The organism is Roseomonas populi (assembly GCF_024594815.1).
In the GTDB taxonomy this organism is placed as follows: domain Bacteria; phylum Pseudomonadota; class Alphaproteobacteria; order Acetobacterales; family Acetobacteraceae; genus Roseomonas; species Roseomonas populi.
In genome coordinates, this window is sequence record NZ_JANJOU010000010.1 from 66,359 (window position 1) to 77,123 (window position 10,765).

General features: G+C 66.6%; 7 protein-coding genes. 2 read left to right on the forward strand and 5 right to left on the reverse strand.

The features are described from left to right. Window positions 1-17: 17 nt before the first annotated feature. Window positions 18-1,517, forward strand: coding sequence for a tripartite tricarboxylate transporter permease (locus NRP21_RS13780; RefSeq protein WP_257716790.1), 1,500 nt, complete (start codon window positions 18-20; stop codon window positions 1,515-1,517). A 125-nt stretch (window positions 1,518-1,642) separates the two neighbouring features. Here the strand turns inward: NRP21_RS13780 and NRP21_RS13785 are convergent, their stop codons facing one another. Further along, the gene (locus NRP21_RS13785; protein WP_257716791.1) at window positions 1,643-3,004 is read right to left on the reverse strand and encodes a sensor histidine kinase; all 1,362 of its coding nucleotides are present in this window, start codon (window positions 3,002-3,004) and stop codon (window positions 1,643-1,645) included. Further along, entirely contained in the window at window positions 3,001-3,678 is a 678-nt protein-coding gene (locus tag NRP21_RS13790; RefSeq protein WP_257716792.1) for a response regulator, read from the reverse strand. The genes NRP21_RS13785 and NRP21_RS13790 overlap by 4 nt, the downstream gene beginning before the upstream one ends. A gap of 272 nt (window positions 3,679-3,950) precedes the next feature. Between NRP21_RS13790 and NRP21_RS13795 the strand changes: the two genes are divergently transcribed. Continuing rightward, window positions 3,951-6,206 carry a helix-turn-helix domain-containing protein gene (locus NRP21_RS13795; RefSeq protein ID WP_257716793.1) on the forward strand — a complete coding sequence of 752 codons (2,256 nt, stop codon included), beginning with the start codon at window positions 3,951-3,953 and terminating at the stop codon, window positions 6,204-6,206. 791 nt (window positions 6,207-6,997) lie between these two features. On the opposite strand, the gene NRP21_RS13800 is transcribed toward NRP21_RS13795, so the two are convergent. The 3 genes from NRP21_RS13800 to NRP21_RS13810 are packed head-to-tail and all read right to left on the reverse strand — an operon-like array spanning window position 6,998 to window position 10,679. Continuing rightward, complete coding sequence (locus tag NRP21_RS13800; RefSeq protein ID WP_257716794.1) at window positions 6,998-8,050, reverse strand: TniB family NTP-binding protein; 1,053 nt, start codon at window positions 8,048-8,050, stop codon at window positions 6,998-7,000. 44 nt (window positions 8,051-8,094) lie between these two features. Continuing rightward, the gene (locus tag NRP21_RS13805) at window positions 8,095-10,143 is read right to left on the reverse strand and encodes a hypothetical protein (protein ID WP_257716795.1); all 2,049 of its coding nucleotides are present in this window, start codon (window positions 10,141-10,143) and stop codon (window positions 8,095-8,097) included. Then, the gene (locus NRP21_RS13810; protein ID WP_257716796.1) at window positions 10,140-10,679 is read right to left on the reverse strand and encodes a hypothetical protein; all 540 of its coding nucleotides are present in this window, start codon (window positions 10,677-10,679) and stop codon (window positions 10,140-10,142) included. Before NRP21_RS13810 ends, NRP21_RS13805 begins: the two co-directional genes overlap by 4 nt. Between the last annotated feature and the right edge of the window lie 86 nt (window positions 10,680-10,765).

Genomic DNA, 10,765 nt, shown 5'->3' on the forward strand with positions numbered 1-10,765 from the left:
GAAGGCCAAAACAACCCATGGAACTGCTATCCAATCTGGCGCACGGCTTCTCCGTCGCGATGTCGATGGACAACCTGATCTTCGCGCTGCTCGGCGCGTTGATCGGGACGGCGATCGGCGTGCTGCCCGGCATCGGTCCGGTCGCCACCATCTCGCTGCTGCTGCCCGTGACGTTCGGGCAGCCCGCGACAACCGCCATCATCATGCTCGCCGGCATCTACTACGGCGCGCAGTACGGCGGCTCCACCACCGCCATCCTGTTAAACCTGCCCGGCGAGGTCTCCTCGGTGGTCACGGCGCTCGACGGCTACAAGATGGCACGTCGGGGTCGGGCTGGCGCGGCGCTCACTATCGCGGCCTGTGGATCCTTCTTCGCGGGTTCCGTAGCCACGCTGCTCGTCGCCTGGTCTGGCCCGGCGCTGACTTCGGTGGCGCTCTCCTTCGGCCCGGCGGACTACTTCTCGCTCATGCTGCTCGGCCTGATCATCTCCGCGGTGCTGGCCCAGGGCTCGGTCCTGAAGTCCATCGCCATGGTGGTGCTCGGCGTCGCCCTCGGCCTGGTGGGCACGGACGTGCAGACCGGCCAGCAGCGCTTCACCTTCGGCGTGCCTGAGCTCTCCGACGGCCTGGGCTTCGTGTCCATCGCCATGGGCATCTTCGGCATCGGCGAGATCATCCTGAACCTGGAGCGCCCCGAGGCCCGCTCGGTCATGTCCGGCAAGGTCGGCAGCCTGTGGCTGACCCGCGAGGAGTTCCGCCGGTCGGTTCCGTCCGTGCTCCGCGGTACGGTGGTCGGCTCCGTGCTGGGCATCCTGCCCGGTGGTGGTGCGGCCCTGTCGGCCTTCGGCTCCTACATGATGGAGCGAAAGCTCTCGAAGTACGGCCATGAGTTCGGCAATGGCGCCATCGAGGGCGTGGCCGGTCCGGAGTCCGCGAACAACGCGGCCGCCCAGACCAGCTTCATCCCGCTGCTGACGCTGGGCATCCCGGCCAATGCCGTGATGGCGCTGATGGTCGGCGCGCTGATCATCCAGGGCATCCAGCCCGGCCCCCGCATGGTGGAGGCCCAGCCGGATCTGTTCTGGGGCCTGATCTGCTCCATGTGGATCGGCAACCTGATGCTGCTCGTCATCAACCTGCCGCTCATCGGCATGTGGGTGAAGCTGCTGGCGGTGCCCTACAAGTACCTCTACCCGGCGATCCTCGTGTTCTGCGCCATCGGAGTGTACTCGCTGAACAACTCGGTCTTCGACGTCTACCAGACCCTGTTCTTCGGCATTCTCGGCTACATCTTCTCCAAGCTCCGGATGGAGGCCGCCCCTCTCCTCATCGGCTTCGTGCTCGGCCCGATGATGGAGGAGCACCTGCGCCGCGCCATGCTGCTCTCCCGCGGCGACCCGACCATCTTTGTGGAGCGCCCGATCAGCGCAACGCTGATCGTGCTGTGCGCCATCACACTGTTGGCCATGCTCCTGCCGGGCCTGCGTAAGGGCAAGGACAAGGCCCTGGCCGAGTAGGCGACCAGTGGCTGACAAGAATGCGGCGCCCCGGGACAACCGGGGCGCCCTTTTCTTTTCAGGGTTCTCGCGATCTCTCGCTCTCGCCTATCGGCGCGCCGCTATTGGCACCTTTGGCTGCGGTCTCAGCCGTGCTGGTCCATGGGGAAGGTCCAGGTCACCACCAAGCCTGGTGCCGCATCTGCCATCGTGATCTCGGAGCCGTGGGCGCTTGCTACGGCACGAACGAAGCTCAATCCTAGACCCGCGCCTGGTACTGCAGCGGTCTGCGGCAGGCGTATGAAACGCTCAAAGACCATGTCACGCTGCTCTGCCGGAATGCCCGGGCCGTTGTCGGTGATCCGGATCTCGACGCCCACGTCCGTGGTGTGTGCCTGGAGGTCTACCCGCCCACCCGGACGAGCGTATTTCGTCGCGTTGTCGACAAGGTTCCCGATTGCCTGGAAGATCAAGTTCTGGTCTCCCACGATGGTCAGGCCTGGCTGGATGTCGGTGCCCAGCTCCACGCACCGTTCTTCCGAGGCCGGGCCGAACGCCTCTGCAACGTCCGAGAGGACCTGCGTGAGATCCATGGCCCGCCTGACTGCCAAGCTGCCCCTGCTCTCGATGCGCGCGATCCGCAGGACGGAGTCGAAAAGGGCAACCAGCTTCTCGGCCTCCTGGACAGCAGCATCGGCCTGGGGCGGCGCCTCGCCGGGAAGGGCTGCCCGGAGGTCACTCAGGTCGGCATGGAGCCGTGCAAGGGGTGTCCGGAGCTCATGGGCGATGGTGTCCGAGGCGCTTCGAAAGGAGTCCAGAAGCTGCTGGATCCGGTCCAGCATCAGGTTCAGCGTGATGGCAAGGTTGTCGAAGTCGTCGCCGCTCTCCCGTATCGGGATCCGCTCCTCCAGATGGCCCGACATGATCCGCCGCGCCGTCCTGCCGATGGCATCCACCCTCTGCCCGATGACATAGCTCATCACTGCGCCACCCAGGAGGCCGAACGGGAAGGATCCCAGCACCAGCCAGGTGGCGGCGTTGGAGAGCGTGGCCCTGCGCTGGACGAGATCCTCGATATCGAAGCCGACGAGGAGGCGCTCGCCACCGGTAAGCTGGGAGTCGTAGACGAGTGCCGTATGGTCGTCATTTTCTCCGTCGAGCCTCGTATCCGCCTCGATCTGCAGCCATTGCTCGTTGCTCCTCGGCGGCACATGCGCGAGGTTGCCTGCGAGGGTCTCTCCGGATGCGGAGATCAGGCTGTGGAAGGCCTTCCTGCCATCGTCGGAATGTCCTCTGGCAAGGAGAGCGGCAACAAGCGCGTCCGCGCCGCCAGAACGGTGCACGGCGTCCAGGACCCTCGCCTCGGCATAGACCGCGGTCTTGATGTCCTGCATCGGCCCGACGACGTTATGGAAAAAGTACATGAATATCATCAGCGCCACGGATGCGCCGAACACCACGGTGTAGAGGAGTGTCGAGCGGAACGAGAGGCTGCTGGTGATCCTCACGGACCGTCCCTCAGGACGTAGCCCGAACCCCGGACCGTGTGGATCAGCTGCCTGGGGAAATCCCGGTCGATCTTCTGCCTGAGCTTGCTCATGAACTGATCGACGATGTTGGTCTGCGGCTCGAAGCTGTACTCCCATACCCGCTCGAGCAGCATGGACCTCGTGACGACCCGGTTGGCGCTGCGGGCGAGAACCTCGAGGAGGCGGAACTCCCGCGGGGTGAGCTCGATGGGTTTCCCGGACCGCTTCACAGTCCGGGCGAGCAGGTTGATCTCGAGGTCCGCCACCACGAGACGGGTCTCCTCGCTGCTTGCCCGCTGCCTGCGGCCCAGCACGGCCACCCGGGCAAGGAGTTCGGTCAGCGCGAAGGGCTTGGTCAGGTAGTCGTCCGCTCCGCTCTCCAGGCCGTGGACCCGCTCCTCGACGTCGCCCAGCGCGGTCAGCATCAGGACAGGAGTGTCGTTCCCCGCCCCGCGCAGCGTGCGGAGAAGGCTGATGCCGTCCAGTCGGGGCAGCATCCGGTCGAGGATGATGAGGTCGTAGTCCTCCAGCGTGGCCTGGATGAGGGCGCGCTTTCCGTCGTCGTGGTGGTCGACGATGTGGCCTGCCTCGCGCAGCCCCTTGGACACATAGGAAGCGACCCGCTCGTCGTCCTCAATCAGCAAAATCTGCATGCGGGCACCGTGCCCACGGGCGTCCGCGCTAAGCAAGTCTCACCGCCGGCCCGGAACATTTACGCGCGTAAATCTTCCACCCATCTGGCCGAGAATATCAGTGACTAGAGAGGGGCAATGGCCAACCCTTTCCTGTCCTCTCGCGCCCCTTCAACGTCACATCGATCCGTGCCGTCCGGAGCCGGCAGGCCGGTCGGTCTGCGCAGGGTCATCGCTGGTTCACGGGCGGTCCTCGACTGCCTCCGGACGGCAGCAGCCCTGTGAGGGCTGACATGGGACAGGCCCTGGCCCGAGTGCGGGAGAGCGCCGGGCTGACGCAGAGAGAGCTGGCGGCAAGGCTGTGCCTGCACCAGACCTCGCTGTCCCGGCTTGAGCAGGGTAACCGCGGCTGCGAGCCGTCCTTGCTGCGCCGCTACCTGCGGGCGGTCGGGACCGAGGAGGCCATTGCACTCCTGGCATCCATCGAGGCGCCGTGGCTGCACCTCCCGGCCCCCACGCTCCAGCACCCCGACATCGACGCGCTGCGCGGCATCGAGCAGGGGCTTTGCGCACTGGCCGAGCTGGAAACCCGGCCTTCCGCTCCTCCGGCGATCAGGGACCTTGCATCCCTCGTCTATGCCAGGCTGAGGAGGATCGGCCTCTTCCTGGTCCGTAGGGACCACCGGGTCGCCTTCCTGGGGGAGACGGGAGTCGGCAAGACCCACGCCCTGTGCCGACTGGGCGGCCTGTTCCAACGTCCTCGCAATCATGGGGACGCCCGCCTCCCGCTACTCGACGTGGGTGGTGGCGGCAGGACGGTGTGCGAGGTGGACGTCAGGTCCGGCAAGGGCTTCGCGATCGAGGTCGAACCCATGGATCCGGAGGAGGTGCAGCGCCACGTGCGGGACCTCTGCCGGGTGGCCATCGAGCGGAACGACTGGCTCGCGAGCGATGCCACGACCATCCCCGCCGGTCCGCCCCAGGAAATCGAGAGAGCGCTGCTCGCGATGGCAGGTCTCTCGCAAGCGGCCATCCGCGACCTGTCAGGAGACGCGGAGGCAATCGCGAACCTCGCGCAGCGCCACAGGGGACAGGGCCTGCTCGCCGAGATCGTGGTCCGCCTCGCGCTGTGGCGCAGGACGCGCCGGGTTGCCGAGTTCGACGGCGACGATGTCGATGCTGGGCAGGCCTGGCTGAGGGAGGTCTTCGCCGCAGTGTGCAGCGGGCGCCATCCCGACTTCCCGCTCCCCACGAAGATCACCGTGACGGTCCCAATCGGGTTTGATGACTCATCCTACAGACTGAGCCTCATCGACACGCGCGGAAGCCAGGGCGCCTCCCTCGAGCCTGAGCTCCTTCCGGTGCTGCGGGACCCCAGAACAGTCGTGGTGTTCTGCTCGCCCTGGAGGGCGGCTCCGGACGATGCCATCACCCTCTTCCTGAGATCTGTGCTCCAGACCAGGCGCGAGACCACACTCTCCACCCGCGCCGCGATCCTGGTCGTCGCCCGCCAGGGCGATGCCGCCAGAGCGGTGGATCCGCATGACCCGGCTGCCAGGGAGCTGGCCGAGGAGTACCTTGAGCGGGAGGAGGCGATCCAGGCGGCGTTGGCGCGCCTCGGGATCGGGGATGTCGGCGTCCTCGCCTTCGATGCGGCCCGGGGCCGCCGGGAGGATCTGGAGCACTTCGTCGCGGAGCGGATCGCGAGGCTCCGGCAGGAGTACCTTGGGGACGCCAGCGCCGCCCTGGCCGCCGTAGACGAGCTTCGGCTTGCAGCAGGTGAACCCGGCACCCAGGACCAGGCCGACGCCCTGCTGGCGAACCTCAGGGCCTTCACTGGGGACAACCGGATCCTGCGTGGCGATCCGGCCGAGGTCGGGACCGCCGTGACCGGTGCCCTGAGGGGAGCTAGCACCCATGCCGTGCGCACGGCAGTCCGCGGCAGGGGCGCCTCCCGCACCTTCGACATCTATCATCACCTGGGAACCAGCATCGTCCAGGACGTCGCGCGCCGCCTTCCCCGGCTGGGGAAGCGGCTCGACGGGCGCTCGGACCTGGCGTCCGCGGTGGGGGAGCGAGCGGGCCGTCTCGCCGGGACAACAAGCGCCGTGCTGCTCGAGGTCACCGACCTGGAGGCTGACTTCCTCGCCGCCGTCGAGCACTACGCGGTCAAGGCCTGGCGCAGCCATCTCCGGTCGGATTCAGGTCTCTGGTCCGAACTGGAGGAAATCGAACTCACCGGCGCCTCCTTCAAGGACGAGGTCGCTGCCAGGATCCTGGCCTGGATGGCCGGACATCGGCACGTGGGCGAGGAGGTGGAGGCCTTCATCCAGCGCGCATGGAGCGAGGCGGTCATCAGTCGACTGGCACAGCGTAGCGTAGACGAGCGATCCCAGCCGAAGCTCGCCGATGCTGGTCCATCTGGGCGAGGCGCCAGAACGAATAGCCGCGCGGCGACATTCGGGTCGCGACGCAAAGGTCAGAGCGCCACGGTTACCCGGAACCTGCGGTCCGGTCGCGGCATGCAGTCCTCCAGCTCGCATTTCTGACGAGACACGCTCCCACCGATGCGGAGACCGAGGCCCTTCCCCGGGACGCTGTCCGCATCGGCCAGAGGACCGGGGGGCGGAGCTGGCTGGCGAGGCGCCCATCCGCTGGCACGACGCCCCCGAGAGCCGCCTCTTCATGGCGGCGGTCTCGGCCTAGGGGCGGACCCTGCATGCCCGAGGGCTGGAGAGCGAGGCCCTAGACTGTGCGGGCTTCCTGCTCGGGCTGGATCCCGCGGACCGGCTGGATGTCGAGCGCGAGATCAGGGCACCATCCCGTCAGAGCGACCTCGAGGACCCGGCCGGCAGGGAGCGCCTGACGTACTGGCGCGGTCCCCGGGACCTGATGGAAGGCTGTGTCAGAGGAGTTGGCACGGGCGAAGGAGCACGACGACTTCCTGCGACAATAGGCAGACCGCCTCGCACCTCCTCCTAAACATCCTTGCTTTTCAGCAATATGTCTTGAGAGGGGCCAATGCCAAGTCTTGGCACAGAGACAAGTTCACTAGCACCTCACAACAACACTATGTGGTGCCAAGAAGCCTGTCCCTGGCACCGAGCTTACACGTTGATTCTTGGTCAGGCTATGACATGGGACCTGTCCTCCAGTGTCATCGACAGTGACCCGGACAGCCAGTCGTGCCGTCAACCTTGTCAACGCCACCAGAGGCACCTGCTGCCCAGGTCGAGAACCCCATGAACGAAGAACGGCCGGACCGAGGTCCAGCCGTCCGAATGTTGCCCGACCCCAGGGACAGAGAGAAGCGTCCCCGAGGGCGCAGTCCGGATGATTGTCACACCTCCTCAAGGTGGCCGACATCCTCCTGGCGAGGGAGGCGCCTGCCCCGCCGGATGCGCGTCCTGCGGCTGGTGTCCCGAACAGGGGCCTTGTAATCCGCCAGGCTGACGAGCGCGAAGACATTTACCCACTCCGGGTTATCGAGGTCGCGGCGCCGTTGCTCGACGGCCATCAGCAGGTGGCGGTCCATAGCCGTTGCTCCCTGTTTCCCCGCCTCCATGATGATGAGCGCCATGAAATCCACGAGCCGCCCGAGGTACCCGGCCGTGGCAAGGTGAAGGCGGTGAGGAATGTCGCCCTCCAGGAGAAGAGAGGCGTTGAGGAGCGGGATCTTCGGCGCAAGGGCCTCGACGATCATCATCCACTCGCTTTGCGGGTCGGGGCCGCCCCATGGGAAGCTCTCGATCTCGGCTTGGCCCATCGAACGGCGCCCGAGTTGCTCGTTGAGATGGTAGGCCATCGAGGCCTCCGGCGTTCCGGCAATGACGATCGAAAGTCCGGAGTTGGACAGGGTCTTGAGCCAGTCCGCGGTGTCGTAAGCGAACCTGCCCGTCTTCCGGTCCATGAGGTGTTGGGCCTCGTCGAGAATGAGCACGCGGACCCCCATCCCGCGCAGGTAGTGGACCAGGCTGCGGGTCAGGTCCGCTTCCGTCGCTCGCGCTTTCGGGCTTACCCCGAGCCCCTCAAGGATTGCGCGGATCGTGCCCGAACGGGTCGCGGACGCCGGAACCTCCGCATACACGACTTCCATCAGGTCGCGCAGAACCTCCTTCACAGGGGGATGCCGGGCGAGAAACCGGTGGAGGATGGTGGACTTGCCTGCGCCGGACGCGCCCACGAGCAGGTAGGTCCGGGCAGGCTGCGGGTTCCCCTTCTCCGGCGGCCCGAAGGCGAGGACGCCCTCCAGGTCAAGCTCGATGGCGTCGAGCTGCGGATGGTTAAGGTAGATGTTCGTGCGGAACTGGGCGAGCATTGCCTTCGTCCTGTCCAGGGCGTCCTGCCGCTGACGGAGAGCGAGGGCACGATGATCGGCCGCGTTGTGGGTCATGGTAGCCTCCTGGTGGGTCTGGTAGATGGAAGGTCGACGGGAAGTCAGCCGAAGCTGATGGCGAACTTCCGCTGGGGCATGTCGAGCACGACAGGGCCCCGCGGTTCCGCCTTCCGGGGCGGAGCGACAGGTGCGGCGACCGGCGCAGCACCGCTGGCGACGGGCACGGGATTGCCGTCCTCACCGATGTCGGTGATCTTCCCCGTGAGCGCCGGGTAGATCGCGTTCAGCTTTGTGGAGGACAGGTTCCCGGCCTGGCGGACCCGGGCGATGGCGGCGCGGAGCTTCGCCTTCGATTCCGCAAGCATCGCCATGGTCGCGGCCTGCCGAGCCTTCAGGTTCATCCGGGTCCGCGCCATGATCGCGTGGTGCTCGCCAAGACTCAAACCCTCGGCATAGTTTCGGTCGATGCAGGGCACCGGCACGTAGTGCCCGGGTTCGCGGAAATCCTCGACGTGTACCGTCCCGAGATTTTCGCTGCCGACACGGACCTTGAACGCCTGCGGGCGATCCGGGTGGTTTAGGAGGGCACGAAGCCGGGGATCCCGAGGGTTGCTGTAGTGCAGCCCGTAGAGCTCGATGCCCTTGCTGGTGAGGCGGCGATACTCGACATTCGCGAGGCTCAGCATGACGTCCGCCGCGGAGTTCGGCAGGCTCACGCCACCACGCTGACGAAGCCCTTCCGCCCACCGTTCGTTCGGCGTCTGCTTCGTGAACGAGTGCGGCGTGCGGCAGTAGATGTCGGCAATCCACTGATGCACCAGCGCGCGCACGTCGGTGACGGTGAGCCTCGCCTCCGCCTTCGAATCATACTTCCCCCTCATGGCGGGATTCGAGAAGGTCGTCCCCGGCAGCGTGTGGAACAGCTCCACGTTCGCGCGGCGGAAGAGCCGTTCCACCTTCCCCTTGTAGCGGGGCTGTCCGGCCGGACAGTACTGCAGGGTGATGCCGAGCTCCTTGGCCGCGGACCGAAGCGCAGCGCTGTGGAACTCGGGCCCGTTGTCGAGCACCAGGACGTCCATGATGCCCATCGCGTCCCAGGGGTACCGCGCACGGAGGTCCTCGCGGTCCACGCCAAGCAGGGCCGTCTTCGGCAGGATCGCGTTGCGGAGGCACATCATGGCGGCATGCCACCCCGGCCCTTCAAGCCCGACATGGACGCCCACAATCATGCGGCTCCAGCGGTCCAGGGCGATGGTGACCGTCGGTCGACCGATAGGAATGCCGGTCAGCGGACACACAACGATGACGTCGATCGGCGTATGGTCGATCTCTACCTCGTGCAGCAGATAATCGCCCTGAGGACCACGGCCGACCAGCGAGTGTTTGCGGTCCGTCTCGAGGCGGCCGTCCCGCGCCAGGGACATCGCCTCTTCGGAAATGGAGCCGAGCCTGCGGTAGAACGTCCGCTTGCTCGGCACAGGAAGGCTCGGGGCGCTAGCCCCGAACCTCGTCTTCAGCTCGGCCTCCTTGGCCCTGATCCGTGCCCGAATCTCCAGATAGGCATCGGAGCCGGACGTCTTCTCGGGCACCATGACGAGGTCGTCGATGACCCCGTCCATGATGGACTGAACTTCGGCCCCGAACTTGTCGTGGGAGCCTCCGCAGGCGTGGTTCCTGGGTACGAGGATGCGGACGTCGCCGAGCCGTTCGAAGCCGAGAGCGAGTGCCCGGTTCGCCCACCGGCGCAGGGAGCGAGGGCTGGGGCCCTTCTTGAACCCCTTCTCCTGACGCACGCACTCGATGAGGGTGGCGAGGTCGCGGTTCGACCATCGGCGGCGCCGGTCGTCGAGCATCTTTCGGACGAAGGGCACCCGGAACTCCGCCTTCGCCTTCGCTGCCTCGCTGAGGGAGGCGAAGTCGCCTTCCAGGAGATGAGCGGCTGCGCCCTGCACGACCTCCTGGCGGCGGTCGATCTCCAGCAGTCCCTCGCCATACTCACGGACGAGCTGGTCTTCGGGCACGGTGCTCACCGAATCGTCGTCGGTGCGCTCGAGGTTGACGCTGCCGTCCTTGGCTCGGTGGAGCACCTTGAAGCGCACTCCGCCCCGGATGAGGTGGTCACCGCGGCGCAGGCTGAGCTTGGGGGTCATCGGCTGGTCTCCTGGATGGCGGCATGGGGGATGCGGACGGGCGTCCGTGCCGAGATCGCTCCCTGGTCGAGGGCGACAACGAGCTTCCGGCGCAGGACGAGCGCCATGAGGTCGGCGCGGGACGCCCCGGGAACGAGTTCCTCGATGCGTCCGAGGGTCGTGGCATTTCGAAGGATGATGGCCTCGCGAACGAGGAGATCGAAACCGGGCGGGGCCGTGTGACGCCGAGCCGCTAGGACGTCCTTCGCGGCCTGGAGGCGCCGGAGGAAGGCGGGGGATGTGCTGTCCACGACCTCGTAACCCACTCCGCGGACCGCGAACCTGGCCTGCAGGATCGCGGTCCGATGATCGACTTCCGCGAGAGCTCGTGGCGAAAGGTCCGCTCGGGGCTTCACCTCCTTAACGACGATCCGCCCGTCGTCGAACCGGACCTCGGCGTCCGGGACGTGACGGCGCTCGATGCCGCCATCGCTCCAGCGCACCATGTCGGGCTGGGCGCGGGCCGAGACGATCGCGCCGTCTGCCTCGATAATCATCCAGTGCGCCATCTCGCCCGCGGATTCGCATGGAATAAGGCAGCCCATCAGAGTGCTCGGGTAGAGCCGGATGACCCTCAACGGGT